The 20301-nt window shown below is 66.7% G+C and carries 22 protein-coding genes; 14 read left to right on the forward strand and 8 right to left on the reverse strand.

The features are described 5' to 3' along the window. Positions 1-177: 177 nt before the first annotated feature. Positions 178-564, reverse strand: a complete 387-nt coding sequence (locus HAV22_RS30860; RefSeq protein ID WP_208296237.1) for a hypothetical protein — start codon at positions 562-564, stop codon at positions 178-180. 48 nt (positions 565-612) lie between these two features. Here HAV22_RS30860 and HAV22_RS16675 point away from each other — a divergent pair, with 48 nt between their 5' ends. The 4 genes from HAV22_RS16675 (at position 613) to HAV22_RS16690 (ending at position 3892) form a co-directional block, all read left to right on the forward strand. Next, a complete protein-coding gene (locus tag HAV22_RS16675; RefSeq protein WP_166860484.1) occupies positions 613-1842 on the forward strand; it encodes a DUF4382 domain-containing protein in 1230 nt (409 codons plus the stop codon). A gap of 109 nt (positions 1843-1951) precedes the next feature. Further along, entirely contained in the window at positions 1952-2779 is an 828-nt protein-coding gene (locus HAV22_RS16680; RefSeq protein ID WP_229421282.1) for a dienelactone hydrolase family protein, read from the forward strand. A 177-nt stretch (positions 2780-2956) separates the two neighbouring features. Next, a complete protein-coding gene (locus HAV22_RS16685; protein WP_258817241.1) occupies positions 2957-3658 on the forward strand; it encodes a ZIP family metal transporter in 702 nt (233 codons plus the stop codon). Between the two features lie 90 nt (positions 3659-3748). After that, positions 3749-3892: a hypothetical protein gene (locus tag HAV22_RS16690; protein WP_166860488.1), complete on the forward strand. Its 144-nt coding sequence runs from the start codon at positions 3749-3751 to the stop codon at positions 3890-3892. Between the two features lie 52 nt (positions 3893-3944). Here HAV22_RS16690 and HAV22_RS16695 read toward each other — a convergent pair whose 3' ends face one another. From HAV22_RS16695 to HAV22_RS16705, 3 genes are read right to left on the reverse strand one after another with little or no spacing between them, the layout of a single operon-like run. Then, entirely contained in the window at positions 3945-4823 is an 879-nt protein-coding gene (locus HAV22_RS16695; RefSeq protein ID WP_166860489.1) for a sulfurtransferase, read from the reverse strand. Positions 4824-4832: 9 nt separating this feature from the next. Beyond that, positions 4833-5744, reverse strand: coding sequence for a DMT family transporter (locus tag HAV22_RS16700; protein WP_166860491.1), 912 nt, complete (start codon positions 5742-5744; stop codon positions 4833-4835). 13 nt (positions 5745-5757) lie between these two features. Next, entirely contained in the window at positions 5758-6873 is a 1116-nt protein-coding gene (locus tag HAV22_RS16705) for an aromatic ring-hydroxylating oxygenase subunit alpha (protein WP_166860493.1), read from the reverse strand. A gap of 498 nt (positions 6874-7371) precedes the next feature. On the opposite strand from HAV22_RS16705, the gene HAV22_RS16710 reads away from it, so the two are divergent. The 3 genes from HAV22_RS16710 to dxs are packed head-to-tail and all read left to right on the forward strand — an operon-like array spanning position 7372 to position 10409. Next, the gene (locus HAV22_RS16710) at positions 7372-7647 is read left to right on the forward strand and encodes an exodeoxyribonuclease VII small subunit (protein ID WP_166860494.1); all 276 of its coding nucleotides are present in this window, start codon (positions 7372-7374) and stop codon (positions 7645-7647) included. Further along, positions 7644-8540, forward strand: a complete 897-nt coding sequence (locus HAV22_RS16715) for a polyprenyl synthetase family protein (protein ID WP_166860496.1) — start codon at positions 7644-7646, stop codon at positions 8538-8540. Before HAV22_RS16710 ends, HAV22_RS16715 begins: the two co-directional genes overlap by 4 nt. Further along, entirely contained in the window at positions 8541-10409 is a 1869-nt protein-coding gene (dxs, locus tag HAV22_RS16720; protein ID WP_166860498.1) for a 1-deoxy-D-xylulose-5-phosphate synthase, read from the forward strand. 97 nt (positions 10410-10506) lie between these two features. Here dxs and HAV22_RS16725 read toward each other — a convergent pair whose 3' ends face one another. From HAV22_RS16725 to HAV22_RS16735, 3 genes are read right to left on the reverse strand one after another with little or no spacing between them, the layout of a single operon-like run. After that, positions 10507-11202 carry a 2OG-Fe(II) oxygenase gene (locus HAV22_RS16725; protein ID WP_166860500.1) on the reverse strand — a complete coding sequence of 232 codons (696 nt, stop codon included), beginning with the start codon at positions 11200-11202 and terminating at the stop codon, positions 10507-10509. After that, entirely contained in the window at positions 11199-12233 is a 1035-nt protein-coding gene (locus HAV22_RS16730) for a rhomboid family intramembrane serine protease (RefSeq protein ID WP_166860501.1), read from the reverse strand. The genes HAV22_RS16725 and HAV22_RS16730 overlap by 4 nt, the downstream gene beginning before the upstream one ends. 10 nt (positions 12234-12243) lie before the next feature. Then, positions 12244-12798 carry a cob(I)yrinic acid a,c-diamide adenosyltransferase gene (locus HAV22_RS16735; protein ID WP_166860503.1) on the reverse strand — a complete coding sequence of 185 codons (555 nt, stop codon included), beginning with the start codon at positions 12796-12798 and terminating at the stop codon, positions 12244-12246. A gap of 111 nt (positions 12799-12909) precedes the next feature. Here HAV22_RS16735 and HAV22_RS16740 point away from each other — a divergent pair, with 111 nt between their 5' ends. From HAV22_RS16740 to HAV22_RS16750, 3 genes are all read left to right on the forward strand, one after another. Further along, positions 12910-13404, forward strand: coding sequence for a heterodisulfide reductase-related iron-sulfur binding cluster (locus HAV22_RS16740; RefSeq protein WP_371869669.1), 495 nt, complete (start codon positions 12910-12912; stop codon positions 13402-13404). Between the two features lie 214 nt (positions 13405-13618). After that, a complete protein-coding gene (locus HAV22_RS16745) occupies positions 13619-15139 on the forward strand; it encodes a family 43 glycosylhydrolase (RefSeq protein WP_166860505.1) in 1521 nt (506 codons plus the stop codon). Positions 15140-15257: 118 nt separating this feature from the next. After that, on the forward strand, positions 15258-15572 hold the full coding sequence (locus HAV22_RS16750) for a hypothetical protein (RefSeq protein ID WP_166860507.1): 315 nt from the start codon (positions 15258-15260) through the stop codon (positions 15570-15572). A gap of 68 nt (positions 15573-15640) precedes the next feature. Here HAV22_RS16750 and HAV22_RS16755 read toward each other — a convergent pair whose 3' ends face one another. Continuing rightward, positions 15641-15796 (reverse strand): hypothetical protein, encoded by a 156-nt coding sequence (locus HAV22_RS16755; protein WP_166860508.1) that lies wholly within the window; start codon positions 15794-15796, stop codon positions 15641-15643. Between the two features lie 379 nt (positions 15797-16175). Here HAV22_RS16755 and HAV22_RS16760 point away from each other — a divergent pair, with 379 nt between their 5' ends. The 4 genes from HAV22_RS16760 to HAV22_RS16775 are packed head-to-tail and all read left to right on the forward strand — an operon-like array spanning position 16176 to position 20299. Further along, positions 16176-17690, forward strand: a complete 1515-nt coding sequence (locus tag HAV22_RS16760; RefSeq protein WP_166860510.1) for a DUF4331 domain-containing protein — start codon at positions 16176-16178, stop codon at positions 17688-17690. Positions 17691-17709: 19 nt separating this feature from the next. Then, positions 17710-17967: a hypothetical protein gene (locus tag HAV22_RS16765; protein WP_166860511.1), complete on the forward strand. Its 258-nt coding sequence runs from the start codon at positions 17710-17712 to the stop codon at positions 17965-17967. Continuing rightward, positions 17964-19163, forward strand: coding sequence for a hypothetical protein (locus HAV22_RS16770; protein ID WP_229421283.1), 1200 nt, complete (start codon positions 17964-17966; stop codon positions 19161-19163). Before HAV22_RS16765 ends, HAV22_RS16770 begins: the two co-directional genes overlap by 4 nt. Continuing rightward, the gene (locus tag HAV22_RS16775; protein ID WP_166860513.1) at positions 19160-20299 is read left to right on the forward strand and encodes a HupE/UreJ family protein; all 1140 of its coding nucleotides are present in this window, start codon (positions 19160-19162) and stop codon (positions 20297-20299) included. The genes HAV22_RS16770 and HAV22_RS16775 overlap by 4 nt, the downstream gene beginning before the upstream one ends. Positions 20300-20301: the final 2 nt, after the last annotated feature.

The following is a 20301-nucleotide window of genomic DNA, read 5'->3' on the forward strand; positions in this document are numbered from 1 at the left end:
AGGGTCGGGGATTTACCTCCACGATTAATGCTCGACCTCTATCGCCAGCCTTCCACCCTGTATTCTTTCATGCCCCGGGGCGGCCGCTCTGCAATGACCGTTAGGGTGGGCACCCTGTGCCCACCATGCGTTGCCGTGACGCTTGCACTCGGTGGGCACGGGGTGCCCACCCTACTATCAGAGGAATTCGTCGGCCAGTCGTGCGACGGCCGTTGTGGCCAGCAAGTCGTAATGCGTCGTCCCCGGCACGATGGCCAAGCGTGCCTCTGCCCGCAGCGACCCATCCATCCCCGCATCACGCTGGCCGCCGCCGAGAGCCCGGTAGAATTCGACGATGTGCTCCAGCGTGACCGCATCCGCATCCGGCTGTGCGGTGCCATGTTTTTCTCCATACCGATCGGTTGGTAGGAGGGTACACGCGCATATTATGTTGTCAAACATATCTTGATCATTATCTTGGGCGCCACGAATGGTTGTATGCATACGACTACAAAATGCTTCATGTGTAAGCAGACGTTTCAATGTGCGTCGTCTAACATAAAAGTTGCCGTTTGGAATGTACATTGGAATGACCGTCCGTGCTGAGGCGGGCATCCACGAAGGAAAACGATTATGAAAACGACATTCCACCAAGCCGGGCTGCTGGCAGGCAGCGTTCTAATTGCAACATCTCTCGTCGCCTGCGGCGGCGGGGGCGGCGGCAGCGGCGGTACCACGCCCACCGCCACGGCCGGCACCCTCAGCGTTGCGCTGACCGATGCCCCGGCTTGCGGCTTCAGCGCCGTCAACGTCACCGTCAACAAGGTGCGCGTCAACACGAGCGCCACCGCGAGCGATACGGATGCCGGCTGGACTGACATCACGCTGAGCCCGGCGCGCAAGATCAACCTGCTGGATCTCTCGAACGGCGTGCTCACAGACTTGGGCCAGACGACGCTGCCGGCCGGCCATTACTCGCAGTTGCGCCTCGTGCTCGACCCGAATACGGGCAACGGCATGGCCAACTCGGTCGTCCCGACGGGCGGCACGGAAACGACGCTGACGACGCCGAGCGCCATCCAGAGCGGCATCAAGCTGGTCAACGAATTCGACGTCGCGGCCGGCCAGCATGTCGACCTCGCGCTCGACTTCAACGCCTGCAAATCCGTCGTCACGCAAGGCAACGGCAAATACCTGCTGAAGCCGGTGGTGAAGGTCGTCCCGGTCGCGCAAGTGGGCATCTCGGGCGTCATCGCCACGTCGCTGCTGGGCAGCAACGTCACCGTGTCCGCCGAGCAGAACGGCCAGGTGATCGCTTCCACCGTGCCGAACCCGGCGACGGACGCGAAGCCGGGCGAGTTCTTCCTGTCGCACCTGCCGAGCGGCAACTATGACGTCGTCATCACGGCCGACAACCACGCGGCCGCCGTCATCGCCACCGTGCCGGTCGCGTCCACCGGCAGCACCGTCGTGAGCAGCACCAGCGCGCCGATCGACCTTCCGGCCAGTGCGATGGCGTCGATCGCGGGCACCGTGACCTTGCCGGCGAACGCCACCGAGGCAGCGTATGTGTCGGCGAAGCAGGCGTTCACCGCCGGCCCGACCGTGACCATCAAGTACGCGGGTGCCGACCTGTCTACCGGCGCCTACACGATCGCGAACCTGCCGGTCGCCACGCCCATGTACGCGACCTACAGCGGCGCGACCGTGCCCCTGACCTTCACGGCTGCCCCGACGGTGGTGCCGGGCGCGGGCAAGTACCAGGTCGACGCGAGCGGCACGGGCTACACGACGAAGTCGATCAGCCTCGTCGACGTCTCGACGGCCAACGCCACCGGCGTCAACTTCACGCTGACGCCGTAAGCGTCGCCCGCGGTGCGGCGCGCCGGGCGCCGCACCGCCTGCCGGACGAGCGTGTCGCGGAGGGCGCTGCTAAGATAGCAAGCCTTTCATGACCGAACGAAGGATGGCAATGAACGACAACGCAAGCGCCCCGCAGGCACCCGGCAACGGCTTCGCTGCGGCCGCGCAGCCGGTCGCGGCGCAATCCGTGATCCACACCGATACCGACGGCCTCGCCGCGGGCATGGCCACGCTGACCGTCGACGGCCAGGACATCCCCCTCTACCACGTCCGCCCGGCCGGGCAGGACAAGCTTCCCGTGATGATCGTCGTGTCCGAGATCTTCGGCCTGCACGAGCACATCGCCGACGTCGCGCGCCGCTTCGCCAAGCAGGGCTATCTGGCGCTGGCGCCCGATTTATTCGTGCGCCAGGGCGACCCGTCCACGATCCCCGACATCAACACGCTGATGGCGCGCATCATCCGCAAGGTGCCGGATGCACACGTCATGGGCGACCTCGACGCCTGCGTGGCCTGGGCCGCGAAGAACGGCGCCGACGTCGACCGCCTGGGTGTCAACGGCTTCTGTTGGGGCGGGCGCATCACGTGGCTGTACGCAGCGCACAATCCGCGCGTGAAGGCGGCCGTGGCGTGGTACGGCAAGCTCGTGGCCGACCCGAACCCGCCGGGCCAGCCGACGCATCCGATCCACATCGCGTCCTCGCTCACGGTGCCCGTGCTCGGCCTGTACGGTGCGAAGGACACCGGCATCCCCGTCGCCACGGTCGAACAGATGATCGCCGCGCTGGGCGCGGGCACGAGCGATTCCGCAATCGTCGTGTACCCGGACGCCGGCCACGCCTTCAACGCCGACTACCGCCCCACGTACAACGCCAAAGCCGCCCGCGACGGCTTCGCGCGCGCGCTGGCCTGGTTCCGCGAGCACGGCGCCGGCTGATCCCCCGCCACCCGTCCGGCGGCTTGCCGGATTGCACGGGTTCGCGCGCGGGAGGGTACAATCTCGGGTTTGCGTCCGCTGTCCAAGAATAACCAGAGGCTTTAAATCGACCCGATTCTCATTTCCATCCTGCTGGCGACTGGCCTGGCGGGCGTGGTCAGCATTACGGCCGCCGCGGTGTTTTCGTTCACCTTGCTGGCGAAAGTCGTCGAACGCATGGTGAGCCTGTCCGTCGGCATCATGCTGTCGACGTCGCTGCTGCATGCCTTGCCGGAAGCGTTCGAATCGAAGGCCGACACGCACGCGCTGTTCGCCACCCTGCTGGGCGGCCTGCTCGCGTTCTTCCTGCTGGAGAAAGTGGCGCTGCTGCGCCATTCGCATCACCACGAGGGCGATGGGCACCACCACGCCCACGGCCACGACGCGCGCCAGGCGGGGCGCGCGGGCTGGATGATCCTGATCGGCGACGGCATGCACAACTTCACGGACGGCATCCTGATCGCGGCGGCCTTCCTCGCCAATCCGCAGCTGGGCATCGTGACGGGCGTCGCCATCATCGCCCACGAGATCCCGCAGGAGATCGGCGACTTCATCGTGCTGCTGAACGCCGGCTTCTCGCGCGTGCGCGCGTACGTGTTCAACCTGCTGTGCAGCCTGCTGGCCGTGCTGGGCGGCGTGCTCGGTTATGCGACCCTCGACCGCGCCAGCGACATGATCCCGTATGTGCTCGTGTTCGCGTCGTCGGGCTTCATCTATATCGCCGTGAGCGACCTGATGCCGCAGATGCAGCGCCGCGCCACGGTGCGCGAGTCGATTCCGCAGGTATTGTTGATCGGCCTCGGTGTCGTGATCGTCCTCGTTCTGACGCACGGCCACTAAAAGATACGGATCGCGCCATGGTTGCGCTGTCCAGTTGACACGGCGATTCCAGGCGTCCTATGCTGAACCGTAACCCGAACGGAGGCAAGCATGGCAAGCCTGGTGAATCAACTGGTTGTTGCGCTGCGCGACAAGCCGTCGCGGTGCGCCTACGTGGTCATGGCCCTGGTAGTGATGGTCGTGCTGTTCACCCTGGCCGATTTCCTGCCGGCGCCTTACGACTTCAGTCACTGAGCGTCAGTCACGTAGTTTCACAAAGCGGCGCCTTCGTGCCGCTGTCCCACTATCAGCCGTTGCCGGTGGCCACGGCCCGCTTCGGATCCGCCGTCCACTCGCTCCACGACCCCGGATACAACGCCGCGCCCGGCATGCCCGCCACTTCCAGCGCCAGCAGGTTGTGGCACGCCGTCACGCCGGAGCCGCATTGCATGATGGCGTCACGCGCGTCGCCCACGGCCGCGCCCAGTTCCGCCTTCAGCTGCCCGGGTGTCTTGAAGCGGCCGTCCGGCTGCAGGTTGTCCTTGAAGAAGCGGTTCTTCGCGCCCGGGATGTGGCCGCCGACGGGGTCGATCGTCTCGTTCTCGCCGCGGAAGCGGTCCGGCGCGCGCGCGTCGACGATCGTCTTGCCGCCATGTTCCACGTTCTGCAGGATGGAGTCTACGTCGACCGTCGTCACGAGGGCAGGGCGGGCGGACACGCCCCCGCGCGCGCGCGGGGCCGTCACGTCCGTGACGACGGGCTGGTTCGCCGCCTGCCACGCGGGCAAGCCGCCATCCAGCACGGCGACGGCAGCATGGCCCACCCAGCGCAGCATCCACCACAGGCGCGCGGCGTACATGCCGCCGTGCGCGTCGTAGGCGACGACCTGCGTGTCGTCGTCCACGCCCCAGCGGCGCAGCAGCTCGATGAACGCGTCCTTTTCCGGCAGCGGATGGCGGCCCCGGAAGGCGCCGGCCGCGTCGCGCTTGGCGCCCGACAGCTCCGTCTCCATGTCGGCGAAGACGGCTCCCGGGATGTGGCCGGCCGCGTAGGCTTCACGGCCAGCGGCGAGGTTCATCAGGTCGTGGCGGCAGTCGACGACGACCCACTTGGGGTCGCGGACGCGCATGTCGTTCACATGCGCTGCCAGGGCGGCGGGTTCGATGAGGGTCGTGTAGCTGGACATGGCGCTCCTTTATTCGCTGGCGATGGGGTCGGTTTCCTTGACGACGGCGCCGCGCGCCGTGCGGGTCGTATTGTAGAACGTCGCGGCGATCCCGGAGGCGAGGATCACGCCCATGCCCAGCCAGACGTGCCAGTCGAAGACGTCGCCCCACAGGATCATGCCCCACAGGCTCGAAAAGATGATGCCCATGTACTGCAGGTTGGCGACGACGAGCACCTTGCCGATGCGGTAGGCGCGCGTCATCGCGATCTGCGCGAGCAGGCCGCTGGCGGCGATCCCCGCCAGCAGCGCCATGCCGTGCCACGACTGGGGGCGGAACGTGCTCATGCCGTTGCCCAGCAGCGAACCGACGAGGCCAGCGAAGCCCATCGTGACGGAAAAATAGAAGACGACGCGGTATTCCGGCTCGCCCATCTGACCGAGGCGGCGTACCTGCATATAGGCCATCGCGGCGATCACGGACGAGGCGATGGCGACGAGGCCGCCCACCCATTCATGTGTCTCGACGGCCGGCCGCAGCACGAGCGTGACGCCGACGAAGCTCATGGCGATGGCGAGCGCCAGCGGCCATTCGGGCAAGCCGCGCCCGCGCCACCAGCCGATGAAGAACATGTACGTGGCGAGCCAGATCGGCGCCATGTAGTTGAGGGTGACGGCCGTCGCCAGCGGCAGCTTCGCGATGGCGTAGAACCACAGCCACAGCGAGACGACGCCGACGACGCTGCGCCACAGGTGCTCTTTCGGGAACGCGGTCTTGAACGAGCCGCCTTGCAGGCGGATCATCGGCAGCAGCATCAGGCTGCCGATGAACCCCCGGTACATCACGATTTCCGACGTCGAGTAGAGCGAGGAGGCCAGCTTCACGCACGCGCCCATGGCGGCGAACAGGAAGCTGGCGCACAACATCCAGAGTGGAGCCATCAGCAACCAGCCATCACATCCCCGGAGGAATATCGTCGATTTTGCTGCGGTACCACTCGTGGAAGTGCTGCATGCCGTCTTCCATGGGCGACTGGTACGGCCCCGCCTCCGTGACGCCGCGTTCCATCAGCGCCTTGCGGCCGGCATCCATGCGCAGGGCGATCTCGTCGTCCTCGACGCACGTCTCCATGTACGCGGCGCGTTCCGCCTCGACGAAGCCGCGTTCGAACAGGACGAATTCTTCCGGATAGTAGAACTCGACGACGTTGCGCGTCTTCTGCGGCCCCAGCGGCCACAGCGTGGACACGACGAGGACGTTCGGATACCACTCGACCATGATGTTCGGGTACAGCGTGAGCCAGATCGCGCCGTATTTCGGCGCCTGGCCGTTGTTGAACTTCAGGACCTGCTCCTGCCAGGCCTTGTACGTCGCCGAACCGGACTTTTGCAGGCCGCGGTGCACGCCAACCGTCTGCACGCTGTAGTCCGGGCCGAATTCCCAGCGCAGGTCGTCGCAGCTGACGAAGTTGCCGAGGCCGGGGTGGAACGGTTCGACGTGGTAATCCTCCAGGTAGACCTCGATGAAGGTCTTCCAGTTGTAGTCGCAGTCGTGCACCTCGACGTGGTCGAACATATAGCCCGAAAAGTCCAGGTCCTTCGTCACGGACATGTGCTTCAGCTTGTCCATCACGTTGTAGCCGTTCTGCTCGAACAGCAGGCCGTTCCAGTTCTGCAGCGGCGTCTTGGACAGGTTCAGGCAGGGCGTATCGGCAAAATGCGGCGCGCCGATCAGTTCGCCCTTCAGGTCGTAGGTCCAGCGGTGCAACGGGCAGACGATGTTCTTCGCGTTGCCGCGGCCGTTGAACATCAGCGCCTGGCGGTGGCGGCACACGTTCGACAGCAATTCGATGCCCTGTGCGTTACGCACCAGCATGCGACCCTCGTTCTCCGATTTCAGGGTCGCGAAATCGCCCGCCTCGGGCACCATCAACTCGTGGCCGACGTAGCGGGGCCCCTTGAGAAACAATTGCTGCAATTCACGCTGCAGCAGCGCGTCGTCGAAGTAGACATTTACCGGAAGCTGGGCGAGCGAACGCGCCAGCTTGGCGTGGGTAGCCAGATCGGACATCCCAACCCCCCTTTACACAGATTTCAGCCAAAGAAGAGAAAGAATCCGAGAACCAGTATTTTTAGGGGAGCATCGAGAATCCAGGGCGAGCCGCATCGTGGTCCGGCACAACGCCCCTGCTTGCCGTATCGCGTACGGCTGCGCTTGAGGGCGTCGCATCCCGACCAACAGTGCTGCCGCTTATTTGGCGTTCTCGCTCCTTTAAAGAGCGGAATACGGTATTTCGGAGACAGAACCGGAGATTATAGCCTGTAAAAGGCCGTCCAGTCCCGGGCCCGCGCGCGGTTGTGGTACGTGGGTGTTCAAAAATTGCCTAAAAGGCATCGTTTTCATGAATCCCGAGGCGCTTTGCGATAAAATGTATCCTTGCTTGCAAGTTGGCGGCGACAGGTGCACCGTTCATGTCGATACAGGATTGTTTAGAATAAGCGATTAGACTGACGCACCGCGCACGCGTTACGCGCGGTGTCGCCCGGCCCCGAATCGATCAAACTCATTATGCCAAATAAAACAAACGCGGAGAGCGCCGCACCACCGGCCACCGCCGCGCAGCCGCCGGAATCTTTCGAGCAGGCGATGGCCGAACTGGCCCAACTCGTGACGCAAATGGAAAGTGGGCAATTGCCCCTGGAAGCATCGGTCGCCGCGTATGCCCGCGGTTCCGAGCTCGTGCGCTATTGCGCGGCCCAGCTGGAAAAAGTCGAGTCGCAGGTGAAGGTCCTGGAAGGCGAGATGCTGAAACCGTTCAGCACCGACGGCGAGGACGACGTATGACCGCCGCGCCCGATTTCCAGGCCTGGGTGAAGGACGTCCAGGCCGCCGCCGAAGCCGACCTCGACCGTTTCCTGCCGCCCGCAAGCCAGGCGCCGACGAAGCTGCACGAAGCGATGCGCTACACGGCGCTGGGCGGCGGCAAGCGCGTGCGTCCGCTGCTCGTGCATGCGGCCGGTGCCCTGTTCGGCGCGGACGCCGACGCCCTCGCGCGCGCGGCCAGCGCCGTCGAGATGATCCACGTGTATTCCCTCGTGCACGACGACATGCCGTGCATGGACGATGACGATCTCCGTCGCGGCAAGCCCACCGTGCACGTCGCGTACGACGAAGCGACGGCGCTGCTCGTCGGCGACGCGCTGCAGGCGCAAGCCTTCGACGTGCTGGCCGGGACGACCACGGTACCGGCCGCGCGCACGGTCGCGATGCTGCGCCTGCTGGCCGAAGCCGCGGGTTCGGCCGGCATGTGCGGCGGCCAGGCGATCGACCTCGACAGCGTCGGCCTGAGCCTCACCCTGGAACAGCTGGAGCGCATGCACCAACTGAAGACGGGCGCCATGCTGCGCGTCTCGGTGCTGCTGGGCGCGCTGGCCGGCCGCGACCTCGCGTCGCACGAGCGGGAAGCGCTGGCCGAGTACTCGCGCGCCATCGGCCTCGCGTTCCAGGTCGTCGACGACGTGCTCGACGCCACCGCCGACTCGGCCACGCTGGGCAAGACGGCCGGCAAGGACGCGGCCGACAACAAGCCGACCTATGTGTCGATTCTGGGGCTGGAGCCGTCCAAGGCGCTGGCCGAACAATTGCGGCGGCAGGCGCACGACGCGCTCGCACCGTTCGGAGAACAAGCACTGCGGCTGCGCGAGATCGCGGACCTGATCGTGCAGCGGAAGGCATAAATGAAACTGTTAGATACCATCGACAACCCGGCCGACCTGCGCAAGCTGCCGCGTACCCAGCTCACGCCGCTGGCGCACGAACTGCGCCAGTTCCTGCTCGATTCCGTCTCCAAGACCGGTGGTCACCTGTCGTCCAACCTCGGCACCGTCGAGCTGACGATCGCGCTGCACTACGTGTTCAACACGCCGGAAGACCGCATCGTGTGGGACGTCGGCCACCAGACCTATTCGCACAAGATCCTCACGGGCCGGCGCGAGCGCATGCCCACCTTGCGCCAGCTGAACGGCCTGTCCGGCTTCCCGAAGCGCGACGAGAGCGAGTACGACACGTTCGGTACGGCGCACTCGTCGACGTCGATCTCGGCGGCCCTCGGCATGGCAACGGCCGCGAAGATCAAGGGCGAAAAACGCAAGGCCATCGCCGTCATCGGCGACGGCTCCATGACCGCCGGCATGGCCTTCGAGGCGCTGAACAATGCGGGTGTCGAGGACGACGTCGACCTGCTCGTCGTCCTGAACGACAACGACATGTCGATCTCGCCTCCGGTCGGCGCGCTGAACCGCTACCTGGCGCGCCTGATGTCGGGCCAGTTCTACGCCGCGGCGAAAAACGTCGGCAAGACGATGCTGCCCGCGCCCATGCTGGAACTGGCGAAGAAGCTCGAAGAGCACGCGAAGGGCATGGTCGTCCCGGCCACGATGTTCGAGGAATTCGGCTTCAACTACATCGGCCCCATCGACGGCCACGACCTCGACTCCCTGATCCCCACGCTGGAAAACATCAAGAAGCTCAAGGGCCCGCAATTCCTGCACGTCGTGACGAAGAAGGGGCAGGGCTACAAGCTGGCCGAGGCCGAGCCGATCCTGTACCACGGCACGGGTAAATTCAATCCGAGCGAAGGCATCAAGCCCGCGAAGGCCACGAAGATCACGTACACCGAGGTATTCGGCAACTGGCTGTGCGACATGGCGCACGTCGACAAGCGCCTGGTCGGCATCACGCCGGCGATGCGCGAAGGCTCGGGCATGGTGCGCTTCAACCAGGAACACCCGGACCGCTACTTCGACGTGGGCATCGCCGAGCAGCATTCGGTGACGTTCGCGGGCGGCCTGGCGACGGAAGGCATGAAGCCCGTCGTCGCGATCTACTCGACGTTCCTGCAGCGCGCGTACGACCAGCTGATCCACGACGTGGCGCTGCAGAACCTGGACGTGACGTTCGCGCTCGACCGCGCGGGTCTCGTCGGCGCGGACGGCGCCACGCACGCGGGCAACTACGACATCGCCTACCTGCGCTGCATCCCGAACATGGTCGTGATGGCGCCGTCGGACGAGAACGAGTGCCGCAAGATGCTGACGACCGCGTACCGTTTCAACGGCCCGGCCGCCGTGCGCTACCCGCGCGGCGCGGGCGTGGGCGCCGCGATCGATCCGGCGCTGGACGTCCTCGACATCGGCAAGGGCGTCGTGCGGCGCGAAGGCAAGGGCGTGGCGATCCTCGCGTTCGGCTCGATGGTGGCGCCGAGCCTCGGTGCCGCGGAAGACCTCAACGCGACCGTGGCCGACATGCGCTTCGTGAAGCCGCTGGACGTCGACCTGGTGAAGCAGCTAGCGCGCGATCACGACTATCTGGTGACGGTGGAAGAGGGCTGCACGATGGGCGGCGCCGGTTCGGCCGTCGCCGAGGCGCTGGCGGAGGCCGGCATCGTCAAGCCCCTGCTGATCCTGGGCCTGCCGGACCGCTTCATCGACCATGGCGACCCGGCCGCGTTGCTGGCGTCCGTCGGGCTGGATGCGCACGGCATCTCCGCATCGATCCGCGAACGCTTCGGCGTCGGCGAACCGCGGCTCGTCGTCAACAACACCTGAGCGGCAACGTCCGGTGGGCTCGGGGAGTCCACCCTACGTTATTGGACGCCGTAGGGTGGGCACCCCGTGCCCACCAAATGTTCGCATCGCGATAAGGCTACGAAAACAACTCTTCCGCGCGGCGGTACAGGATCCACGACGTGGCCACATACTTGTCGCCGCTGGTCGCGACATGCCCCTTGTGCGTGTGCGTAAAGCCGGCCGGCGCGATGATCAACCGGCCCTGGCGCGCCTCGACCTTCCTGCGCTGGTACAGGAATTCCGTCTCGCCGCCATCCGCCACGTCGTTCAGGTAGAACTGGAACAGCAGCACCCGGTGCAGGGTCTCGCAACTGGCGTTCTGCGGATAGATCTCGGAATGCCAGTGGTGGTAGCCGCCACTGCCGCGCAGGTATTTTTGCAGGTTGATCGGCCCGCACCGGTACATGGCGTCGATCAGCGCGGGCAGGTGTGGACGGCCGCATTCGTCGAAGTTGTCGAGCGAGAGCCCCACCGGCTGTCCCGTGGCCAGATGCGCGACCGTCGGCGCGAGGGCGCCCAGCAGCAGCGCGCGGTAACGGTCCATGTAGTCGGCCAGGTGATGCCGCACGGCCGTCGCCATCAGGCCGCACACGTCGTGCCATTCCTTGTACTGGCTGATCGTGATGTCCCAGCTGTCCTTCTTCGCCACGTCCACGCCCATGCCCGTGCGGCCGCGCGCATGCTTGTCGCTGGCCTCGAACCGGTCCAGGATGTGCGCGCATTGCGCGGGCGTGAGGGCGGCGTCGTAGATGCCGATGAAGTCGTCGTTCATGTCGGATTCTCCGCCGGTACGTGCAGCGAGCGCGCGAGCAGGTGGCCGGCCAGCCATCCGCCCACGAGGCCACCGATGTGCGCCGCGTTGTCGGTGTGCGGGTAGGCGAAACCCGCCACCAGGCTGAAGGCCAGGAACGGCAGCAGCGAACCGCGCAAGTCCCGCACGACGGTGGGCGGCACGCCGCTGTTCTCGCGCCGCATGAAGGCGAACAGGCCGCCGATGAGGCCGAAGATCGCGCCGGACGCGCCCACGCTGTTCACGTGCGGATTCCACATCACGCTGGCGATGCTGCCGCACACGCCGGCAATCGTGTAGAGCGCGATGAAGCGCGCGCTGCCGAACAGGCGCTCGACGAGCACGCCGACCTGCCACAGCGCGAGCATGTTGAATACCAGGTGCAGCAGGCTCCCGTGCAGGAACAGCGACGTGACGAGGCGCCACCATTCCCCGTGCAGGGTCCTGTCGCCCGCGTTCGATCCCCACGCGACCAGCTGGTTAGCGCGCAGGAACGCGTCGTACGTCGAATTCCAGCCCCAGCCCAGCATCGATCCGATCGCGCCGCCGGGCAAGCTGCGGCGCATGAGCCACATCAGGAAGTAGACGCCGATGTTCAAGGTCAGCACCGCCCAGATCACGGGCGCCGACGGGCTCCAGTAATCGATCCGGTCGTGGAAGGCGTGGTGCTCCGCGTGGGCGACACGGAAGTCATCGGTCTGGCGCGCGGGCAGCAGGGCGACGAGGCGGGATGCCGCCTGCGCGTCCGCCATGGAAAAGCCGACGACGAGATCCTCGTGCACACCCTGCACGCGAAAGTACACGTCCTCGCCTTCCGTGTGGGCGTTGACGATGTCGACCACGCGCAGCCGGTGCTCCGCGTGCGCGGGGAGGTGGAACGAGCGATGGCTGTTGCCGCGCACGAGCACGAAGTCCCGCTCGACGACGACCTGGCCCTTGCCCCGGAAGTGGAATGGATTCGCCGGCCAGTTGGCGCGGCCGGAATGGAAGCGGACGTCGAAGGTCGTCGTCATCCGCCCCCCGTCAGGTACGCTTGCGCTCGTGCTGCCACAGCACGTCGGTGCCGCCCGCGTGGCGGTTCAGCACGCGCGCCAGCACGAACATCAGGTCGGACAGGCGGTTCACGTACTGGCGCGGTTCCGCGTTGATGGTCTCCAGCTTCGACAGGGTGACGATGGCGCGCTCGGCGCGGCGGCACACGGTGCGGCACACGTGCGCGAGCGATGCGGCGCGCGAGCCGGCCGGCAGGATGAATTCCTTCAGGATCGGCAGGTCCGCGTTGTACTTCTCGAGCAGTTCGTCGAGGCGTGCAACCTGTTCCGTCTTGATCAGCTGGTAGCCGGGGATGCACAGCTCGCCGCCCAGGTCGAACAGGTCGTGCTGGATGGTGACGAGTTCTTCGCGCAGGCCGTCCGGCAAGTCTTCGCACAGCAGCAGGCCGACGAAGGAATTGAGTTCGTCCACGTCGCCTAAAGCGGCGATGCGCGCGCTGTCTTTACCCGTGCGGCTGCCGTCGCCCAGGCCGGTGCTGCCGTCGTCGCCCGTGCGGGTCGCGATCTTCGAAAGTCGATTGCCCATGGTGGTATCCCGCCCAAAAAAAAGATAGGCGGAGCATACGCCAAATCCCAAGGGTTGTGCTTACATTCGTTCCATGATTCCCTCCGTGCCGTGCTGCCGGCGCGGGCGCAAGTGATCACGGCATCGTTCGACGACGTGGCGACGGGCGGCAATGCCGTCGCGAGCGTCATCGCGGCGGGCATCATCCAAGACCTGTCGGAAGTGATGAGCGACTTCGAGGGCGACGTCGCGCGCCTGCTGGCGGGCCGCGTCCACGAGCGCGTCGCGTTCCACCGGCCGTGCACCTTGCAGCACGGCCAGCAGATCCGCGGCAAGGTCGAGCGCGTGTTGCGCGCGGCCGGCGTCGACGTCGTGCTGTGCGCGGAAAGCCACCTGTGCTACGGTTCGGCCGGGACGCATGCCGTGCTCCATCCGGACATCGCGCACGCGCTGCGCGACCGCAAGCTGGCGAACCGGGAGGCGACGGGGGCGCGCGAATACGTGCCGGCCAACGTGGGGTGCATCACGCACCTGCAGTCGGGGCGGCGACGCCGGTGTCGCACTGGATCGAACTCGTCGACCGGGCGCTGGCGGCCGACCGGCGTCCGATATCGAATTGAGTATTAAGCACATCATAAATACGATTGGTACCTTCCGTTGCCGCTGAGTAGACTGCAATCGTAGTAAACACCCGCCGGAAGTGTGGGGACGATTACAACGACAACGGAGATCATATGGAATACCTTGCCATGCCCGGTGCGCGCGCGCACGGGGCCGACTTTCTCCCTCCGCTGGCATTCCCGACCGATTCGGCATTCGACTGACCTTCAGCGGAGTCTCCATGAAACGTCTATTTTCGTATCTCGTCATGTTGGCCGGCCTGGCCAGCGTGGCTTTTTCGGCGCACGCCGCCATCACCATCAACACGAGCGTCCAGTACAAGATCAAGAACGTCAACAGCGGCCTGGTGCTGGGCATCGATGGCGCCAGCCAGGCCGCCGGTTCGAAAGTGGTCCAGTGGACCGACAACGGCACGTCCGACCACCTGTGGCACTTCATGCCAATGGGGAACGGGCAGTACAACATCGAGAACATGCTGACCCACCAGGTGCTGGGCGTGGCCAACGCCTCCACCGCGGACGGCGCGCAAGTCGTGCAATGGTCCGACAACGGCACGTCCGATCACCTGTGGACCGTCACCCAGGCGGCGGACGGCAACTTCCTGATCCAGAACGTCAACAGCGGCAAGTATCTGGAAGTGTACATGGCGAGTACGTCCACGGCGGCCACCATCGACCAGTGGGGCCTGACCAACTGCACGTGCCAGGAGTGGCAGCTGGTGAACACGCAGGTCAGCCCCTATCCGGCGCCGCGCGCCGTCGCCGGCAACGGCATCTTCGTGCACGACCCGTTCATGCTGCGCGACACCAGCGGCAAATACTGGTTGTACGGTTCGCACCAGACGGTCGCCACGTCGACCGACGGTACCAACTTCACGATGTACACCAGCTGCACCAGCGCGCAGATGGGCGGCTATGCGCCGAACTGCCCGTCGATCGGCCCGGACTTCAGCTCGTGGGGCGGCTTGCAGACGCCGAAGGGCTGGAACAACGGCGCCAACACCGACATCTGGGCGCCCAGCATGCTGGTCTCGAACGGCACGTATTACCAGTACTATTCGATTCCCTACCTGCCCAGCACCGGCGCGGAAGCCGTGATCGGCGTGGCCACCAGCACGTCGCCGGCAGGTCCGTGGACCGACAAGGGTTTCGTCACCAGGTCGTGGACCAGCACGTCGACGCAGCCGGCGTCCGGCTTCTGGGCGACCACCGACAACGCCATCGACCCTGCGCCGTTCAAGGACGCCAGCGGCAACTGGTGGATGGCGTGGGGTTCGTGGACCGACGGCACCCACCTGATGCAACTGGACCCGAGCACGGGCCTGCAATCGAAGACGAACACCACCGTGTACACGCTGGCGCAACGCGGCAATCCGTCGGCGGGCGAGGAAGGACCGTTCATCTACTACTACAACGGCTACTACTATTATTTCGCGCCGATTAACGCCTGCTGCAACGGCACCACCAGCACCTACCGCACCATCGTCGGCCGTTCCACCAGCGTGACCGGGCCGTACGTGGACCGCGGCGGCGTCGCGCTGACGGCCGGCGGCGGCACCATCCTGCTCAGCACCCACGGGAACATCATCGGCCCGGGCGGCGGCAGCGTGTTCACCGACGCCGGCAACAACAACGCGCCGACCTATGTGTACCACTACTACGACGGGAACAACGGCGGCCGCGCCACGCTGGGTATCAACACGCTCGGCTTCACGTCGGACGGCTGGCCTTTCGTCAAGTAAGACCGTATGGCGGGCACGGCGACGCCGGTGACGCGCCGGGTTGCGCTCGTCCACCGGGCACTTGCGGGCGTGCCGTGATAGCATCGGCGCCTCGTTTCAAGGTTCGATGGAGTGACCCGTGAGTTTCGTGTTTCGGCTGATATCCCAGGATGAGGACGCGGCGCCGTCCGTCGCGTTCCAGGACAGCATCAGTCCCGGCTACGTGCCGTTGTGGGAAGAGGTCGGCGTGTACGACGCCCTGTACAACAGCGACGGCCGCGAGGCGCGCGACGTCTCGCGCGCGATCGCGTACGGCGTCGACCGCGTCGCCGACGACGAATCGCTGGGCCGGCTGCTGCCCGCGTCGTGCCGGCTGGGGGAGGCGTTGCGCTTTCTCGAGAACGTGCATCGTGGGTGCACGATCCACGCGTCGGCGCGCGTCGAGACGCGCTGACTTTTTATCCCGAGCCACCGCTACCCTGAGCGGCAAGCAGGTCGGTCGGCGGCCGGCACGCTGCCGGGTTAAATGTGGCTCAGCAGTGTTCGGAACAAGTGCGCCACCATGACCACGATCGGCGCAACACCCAGCAGTATCAGCAGGGCAAGAAAAATCGTGCCGTCGAGGCCGGGATAATCGGTGCGGAACGGCCGTAATCGATTGACGAAACTGTCTTCCATGTCCCCGTCGGGCTTGCGCTATTTGTATTTGCCTGGCCACAGCGTATCGAACAGGAGTGGCGTCACCATGCCGGTGACGACGAGCGCTCCAGTGGCAGCTTTGTGGTCGCCCTTGATGAACAACGCGAGAGTGGTGACAGCGAACGTGCTGAACGTTGCGAGTATCGGCAACCGTACCCAAGGACTCATTCCATTCCTCGCATGTTCGACTCGGCAAAATGTTGATGCATTTCAGGTGCCTTGTCGAGCATAGCATGTTGCCGAGGCGGAAAAGCCGCCGTTTTTTTTTCAAAAACCTGAATCCACCCGCTTCTCGCCTGCGTACAAGGAAGGCATTCGTGCTCAATCGTCAACCTTGACCAAGCAAAGAGGGGGAATCATGTTGCAACAGAACACATCCAAAACCGCCGCCGGCGTCGCACTGCGCGCACTGGTCGCGGCCCTGTGTGCCGGCGCCGCGGTCCAGGTGCCCGTGCAGGCGTCCAGCCACCGCGAGGCGCCGTTCATCGCGAAGCAGCCTAAAGTCGATGCCACCGACTTCTACATGTTCCGCAGCTACGAGCCGGGCCGCGAGGGGTTCGTGACGCTGATCGCGAACTACGTGCCGCTGCAGGATGCGTATGGCGGCCCGAACTACTTCATGATGGACCCGGACGCGCTGTACGAAATCCACATCGACAACAACGGCGACGCCAAGGAAGACATCACGTTCCAGTTCCGCTTCCAGAATGCGAACAAGGATGCCCAGCTGACCGTCGGCGGCAAGAAGGTGTCGATCCCGCTCGTCATCAACGGCGGCGCCATCGCCGACCCGAACGCGGCCGGCGCCAACGTGCGCGAGACCTACTCCGTCTCCGTGGTGCGCGGCGACCGCCGCGGCGGCCAGCGCAGCGCCGTGACCAATGCCGCGGGCGGTACCGTCTTCGACAAGCCGTTGGACAACATCGGCAACAAATCGATCCCGAACTACGCGGCGTACGCGGCCAAGCACGTCTACTCGGTCAACATTCCGGGCTGTTCGACGCCGGCGCGCATGTTCGTCGGCCAGCGCAAGGACCCGTTCGTCGTGAACCTGGGCGAGACGTTCGACCTCATCAACATCAAGGCCCCGGCCACCGAGTTTTCCGCCGGCGCCGAGAAGGCCGCGCGAGACGACCTGGCCGACAAGAACGTGACCAGCATCGAACTCGAAGTCGCGGCATCCTGCCTCACGGCAGGTGGCGATCCGGTGATCGGCGGCTGGACCACGGCCAGCATGCGCCAGGCGCGCCTGCTGAATCCCGTGCCGGCCAGCGGCGGCACCGGTGCGGCCAAGCATGGCGGCGCGTGGACGCAGGTGTCGCGCCTGGGCATGCCGCTCGTGAACGAAGTCGTGATCGGCCTGAAGGACAAGGACCGCTTCAATGCCAGCAAGCCGATGAACGATGCCCAGTTCGCCGACTACGTCACGAATCCGACCCTGCCGGCCCTGATCGAGATCCTGTACGGGAACGCCGGCGCGAAGGCCCCGACCAACTTCCCGCGCAACGACCTCGTCACCGCGTTCCTCACCGGCGTGAAGGGCCTGAACCAGCCGGCCAAGGTGACGCCGTCCGAGATGCTGCGCCTGAACACGTCGATCGCCCCGGTGGCGATGGGTGCGCAGAAGCGCCTGGGCGTGATCGACGGCGACAACGCCGGCTTCCCGAACGGACGCCGTCCGGGCGACGACGTGGTCGACATCGCGCTGCGCGTCGTGATGGGCAAGCTGTGCACGCTGAATCTGGGTTGCGCGCCGTCCGACGCGCCGGCCGGCGGCCTGCACTTCACCGATGGCGCCTACCTGGACGACAGCTTCTTCACGAACGGCTTCCCGTACCTGAAGACCCCGATTCCGGGTTCGCCGCAACAATGAGCGCGCGAAGGAGACGATCATGAGGACACTCTTGCTCTTGCCATCCGCGCTGCTGCTCGGCGCGTTGCTGGCCGCGTGCGGCGGCGGCAGCCACGACGACAGCGCTGCAATGACGCCGCCACCGCCCGCGCCGGGCGGCGGCACGGCGGCCACGGACCCGTTCACGATCCAGGTCGCGGGCCTCGTCGCGAGCGCGCCGGACGATACCGAACCGGCTGCCGTGGACGACACCGCGGCGACCATGCCGGAAGCCACCGAGCCGCAGGCGCTGCCATGAAGCCCGGCGTCGCCATCCGCACCCTGGTGGCGGCGCTGCTGGCCTGCGCGGGCGCCGGGGCAAGCGCCGCCCCGCGCCTGCCGGCCAGCGGCGCCGAGGTGCTCGAAGAGCTGCCGTGGCGCGCCGATCCGCAACAGCGCGAACTGCGCGCGCTGCGGGCGCGCCTGCAGGAGGCACCGCGCGACCTGCCGCGCGCGGTGGAGGTCGCGCGCCGCTACATCGAAGTCGGCCGGCGCGAAGCCGACCCGCGCTACTACGGCTACGCGCAGGCGGCCCTGGGGCCGTGGTGGGACCAGGCAGCACCGCCGCCGCAGGTGCGTCTGTTGCGCGCGACGCTGCTGCAGAGCGAGCACCGCTTTCCCGAGGCGCTTGCCGACCTCGCCGCGCTGACGGCGCAGCAGCCCGGTGACGCGCAGGCCTGGCTGACCCGCGCCACCGTCGAAACCGTGCGCGCCGACTATCCCGCGGCCACGCGCAGTTGCGCGCACGTGTCCAGCCTCGCCGACGAACTGGTGACGACGGCCTGCATCGCCAACGTGGGCGCGATGAATGGCCGCCTCGCCGCGAGCGAACGCCTGCTCGCGGCCGTACGCGCGCGCGCCGGTGGCGCGGACGACCCCGCCGTCGACGCCTGGGTGCTGACGATGCTGGCCGAAATGGCGCAGCGGCGCGGCGCCGCGGCCAGCGCCGACGCGCGCTTCGGCGCTGCGCTGCGCGTCGCCCCGCGCGACACCTACCTGCTGGGCGCCTACGCCGACTTCCTGCTCGACGCTGGCCGCCACGACGAGGCGGCGGCGCTGCTGGCGCCGCATGCCCGCGTGGATGGCCTGCTGCTGCGCCACGCGCTCGCGCTGCGCGCGGGCGGCCGCGCGCGCGACCTGGCGCCCGAACTGGTGGAGCTGGCGGCCCGCTTCGATGCGGGCGAGCGACGCGGCGACGGCGTCCACTTGCGCGAACAGGCCCGCTTCGAGCTGGCCTTGCGCGGCGACGCCCGCCGCGCGCTGGCGCTCGCCCGCCGCAACTGGGACGTGCAGAAGGAAACGCCGGATGCCCGCATCCTGCTCGAAGCGGCGCTTGTCGCGCGCGACGTCGCCGCGGCGCGCCCTGTCCTCGACTGGATGCGCGGCGCGCACGTGGAAGACGTCCGGCTCGCGCGCCTCGCCGCACAATTCAACCTCGACGGAGGCAAAGGATGAAACGCCTGTGGATCCTGATCGGCCTGTTCATGGCCGCCGCGACCTGGTCGCTGCCCGCGATGGCGCACAAGCCGAGCGATGCGTACCTGCGCCTGACCTTGGCGCAGGGGAGCGCGGACGTGCGCGGCGAGTGGGACATCGCGCTGCGCGACCTCGATTACGCGATCGGCCTCGATGCCGACAACGACGGCCGGCTGACCTGGGACGAAGTGCGCGCGCGCCATGGCGCGATCGCCGCGTACGCGCTCGCGCGCCTGCACCTCGAGCGCGGCGGCGCCGCCTGCGCACTGGTGCCGGGCTCGCAGCTCGTCGATACGCACACGGACGGCACCTATACCGTGCTCGCCTTCGCCGCGCACTGTCCGCGCGCCGGACCGCTCGCCGTCGAGTACCGGCTGTTCGCCGACGTCGACCCGCAGCACAAGGGCCTCGCCAGCGTGCGCGACGGCGACGCCGTGCGCACGCTGGTGCTCGGCAGCGACCATCCGCGCGCCACGGTCGACGAGGGCGCGGCCGGCGCGGCCAGCGGTTTCCTGGCCTACGTCCGCCACGGCATCCTGCACATCTGGATCGGCTACGACCACATCCTGTTCCTCGTGTCGCTGCTGCTGCCGGCCGTGCTGGTGCGCGATGGGCGCGGCTGGCGCGCCGTGGCCGGCCTGCGCGCGGCCTTGGCCGACGTATTGAAGATCGTGACGGCGTTCACCGTCGCGCACTCGATCACGTTGAGCCTGGCCGCGCTGGGCGTCGTCGCGCTGCCGTCGCGCTGGGTCGAGTCGGCGATCGCGCTGTCGGTGCTGCTGGCGGCGCTGAACAACGTGCTCCCCGTCGCGCGCGGGCGGCGCTGGGCCGCCGCCTTCCTGTTCGGTCTCGTGCACGGTTTCGGCTTCGCGAGCGTGCTGGCCGACCTCGGCCTGCAGCCGGGCGCGCTGGCGGCGTCGCTGGTCGGCTTCAACCTCGGCGTCGAGATCGGACAACTGGCGATCGTCGCGGCCTTCCTGCCGCTCGCCTACCTGATGCGCGCCACCTGGTTCTACCGGCGCGTGGTGCTGGTGGGCGGGTCGGGCGCGATCATGCTCGTGGCCGCGCTGTGGCTCGGGGAGCGCCTGTTCGACCTGAAGCTGCTCCCCGTGTAGGC

The organism is Telluria antibiotica (assembly GCF_011682055.1).
GTDB classification, from domain to species: Bacteria; Pseudomonadota; Gammaproteobacteria; order Burkholderiales; family Burkholderiaceae_D; genus Telluria; species Telluria antibiotica.

What these genes read in the sequence shown, in the direction of transcription:
- HAV22_RS30860 (WP_208296237.1), bottom strand. Translation starts at nt 564, where the DNA reads ATGTACATTCCAAACGGCAACTTTTATGTTAGACGACGCACATTGAAA.
- HAV22_RS16675 (WP_166860484.1), top strand. Translation starts at nt 613, where the DNA reads ATGAAAACGACATTCCACCAAGCCGGGCTGCTGGCAGGCAGCGTTCTA.
- HAV22_RS16680 (WP_229421282.1), top strand. Translation starts at nt 1,952, where the DNA reads ATGAACGACAACGCAAGCGCCCCGCAGGCACCCGGCAACGGCTTCGCT.
- HAV22_RS16690 (WP_166860488.1), top strand. Translation starts at nt 3,749, where the DNA reads ATGGCAAGCCTGGTGAATCAACTGGTTGTTGCGCTGCGCGACAAGCCG.
- HAV22_RS16695 (WP_166860489.1), bottom strand. Translation starts at nt 4,823, where the DNA reads ATGTCCAGCTACACGACCCTCATCGAACCCGCCGCCCTGGCAGCGCAT.
- HAV22_RS16700 (WP_166860491.1), bottom strand. Translation starts at nt 5,744, where the DNA reads ATGGCTCCACTCTGGATGTTGTGCGCCAGCTTCCTGTTCGCCGCCATG.
- HAV22_RS16705 (WP_166860493.1), bottom strand. Translation starts at nt 6,873, where the DNA reads ATGTCCGATCTGGCTACCCACGCCAAGCTGGCGCGTTCGCTCGCCCAG.
- HAV22_RS16710 (WP_166860494.1), top strand. Translation starts at nt 7,372, where the DNA reads ATGCCAAATAAAACAAACGCGGAGAGCGCCGCACCACCGGCCACCGCC.
- HAV22_RS16715 (WP_166860496.1), top strand. Translation starts at nt 7,644, where the DNA reads ATGACCGCCGCGCCCGATTTCCAGGCCTGGGTGAAGGACGTCCAGGCC.
- dxs (WP_166860498.1), top strand. Translation starts at nt 8,541, where the DNA reads ATGAAACTGTTAGATACCATCGACAACCCGGCCGACCTGCGCAAGCTG.
- HAV22_RS16725 (WP_166860500.1), bottom strand. Translation starts at nt 11,202, where the DNA reads ATGAACGACGACTTCATCGGCATCTACGACGCCGCCCTCACGCCCGCG.
- HAV22_RS16730 (WP_166860501.1), bottom strand. Translation starts at nt 12,233, where the DNA reads ATGACGACGACCTTCGACGTCCGCTTCCATTCCGGCCGCGCCAACTGG.
- HAV22_RS16735 (WP_166860503.1), bottom strand. Translation starts at nt 12,798, where the DNA reads ATGGGCAATCGACTTTCGAAGATCGCGACCCGCACGGGCGACGACGGC.
- HAV22_RS16745 (WP_166860505.1), top strand. Translation starts at nt 13,619, where the DNA reads ATGAAACGTCTATTTTCGTATCTCGTCATGTTGGCCGGCCTGGCCAGC.
- HAV22_RS16755 (WP_166860508.1), bottom strand. Translation starts at nt 15,796, where the DNA reads ATGGAAGACAGTTTCGTCAATCGATTACGGCCGTTCCGCACCGATTAT.
- HAV22_RS16760 (WP_166860510.1), top strand. Translation starts at nt 16,176, where the DNA reads ATGTTGCAACAGAACACATCCAAAACCGCCGCCGGCGTCGCACTGCGC.
- HAV22_RS16765 (WP_166860511.1), top strand. Translation starts at nt 17,710, where the DNA reads ATGAGGACACTCTTGCTCTTGCCATCCGCGCTGCTGCTCGGCGCGTTG.
- HAV22_RS16770 (WP_229421283.1), top strand. Translation starts at nt 17,964, where the DNA reads ATGAAGCCCGGCGTCGCCATCCGCACCCTGGTGGCGGCGCTGCTGGCC.
- HAV22_RS16775 (WP_166860513.1), top strand. Translation starts at nt 19,160, where the DNA reads ATGAAACGCCTGTGGATCCTGATCGGCCTGTTCATGGCCGCCGCGACC.